This is a genomic window from Ruegeria sp. B11, assembly GCF_056539785.1.
In genome coordinates, this window is record NZ_JBQFVO010000016.1 from 1 (window position 1) to 1,326 (window position 1,326).

Here is a 1,326-nt window from a genome sequence, read left to right on the forward strand (position 1 = left end):
AGATCGGGACGCGTTTTTTGACCACTCCGACTGAGAGGTATCAGTTGCAGGGTTTGCTGGTTGAGCAGGACGCCGACAACTGGTTGCGGTTTGGCACGTATTCGGATGGCAGTAAGCTCTATGCATTTGCGGCGATTACCGTGGATGGAGCCTCGAGCCAGGCCCTCCGGACAGCCCTCCCCGAAGGCACGGCCCCTTATTTGCGGGTTGATCGCTCTGGTGATGTTTGGACGTTTGAATACTCACTGGATGGCAGCAGCTGGATCACTGCAGGTAGTTTCACGCATGATTTGACCGTGTCGCAAGCCGGTGTTTACGCAGGGAATACCGGCTCGGCTTCAGGCTACACCGCGCAGGTGGATTACTTCGAGAACAGCGCTGACCCGATCGTGAACGAGGATGGCACAATCATACCTCCATCCAACACCGCGCCGGATGCGGCGGATGACGGGTTGGTGACGGATGAGGACGTGGCGCTGGTGATCGACGTTGCGGGCGATCTGTTGGCCAATGACAGCGACGCGGATGGCGATGCGTTCAGCCTGACGGGTGTGACGCAGCCCGCCAATGGCGCGCTTGTTGACAATGGCGACGGCACCTATACCTACACGCCGAATGCGGGGTTCAGCGGGACCGACAGCTTTACCTACACGATCTCAGATGGAACAGACACCGATACAGCAACGGTGAATGTCACTGTCAATGGGACTGTACTACCCAGCGATCTGGTGTCGGATGATTTTGCCAGCGGCTCACTGGCCGAAGAATGGACGTTTTCGGGAATTGCTGGATCAGTCGAACTAGGGACCAGCGCAACGGACGGTTATCTTGCGATCAGCTCTCCATCGGGAGTTCCCGTCAGCGCCTCGGATTTCCTGACGACTCCTCGGGTATTGCAGGCTGCAGAGGATGAAGATTTTCAGATTAGTGCCGGTTTTTTGACAGAACCCAGCCAAACCTTCCAGGAACATGGGCTTCTGGTGGTTCAGGATGAAAGCAATTTTATCCGGTTTGATATCGCTTCCACGTCGAATTCGGTTCTGAGGCTGATCGTAGGCGTGGTCGAGAACGGCTCGACGGATTTCGTGCTGTTCCAAAGCATTCCTTCTGGTAGCGTTACGGATTTCAGGATCACCCGTGCGGGTGACAACTGGACGTTCGAGACATCAAATGACGGTGTAACCTGGAGTACAGCACTGGTGATCGACCATGTACTGCAAGTGAATGAGGCCGGTGTTTTTGCGGGGAGCGCGCCGAAGGATGGGGTGACGCCCGGCTACACCGCGCAGGTGGATTACTTCGAGAACAGCGCTGACCCGATCGTGA

At 56.3% G+C, this 1,326-nt stretch carries 1 protein-coding gene; it reads left to right on the plus strand.

Annotated features, from left to right (window positions below; translation table 11 throughout):
• Positions 1–17 precede the first annotated feature (17 nt).
• Positions 18–1,326, plus strand: a 1,309-nt coding sequence (locus ACR0I1_RS20485; protein WP_480707761.1) for a cadherin-like domain-containing protein, incomplete at its 3' end; no start/stop codon positions are given.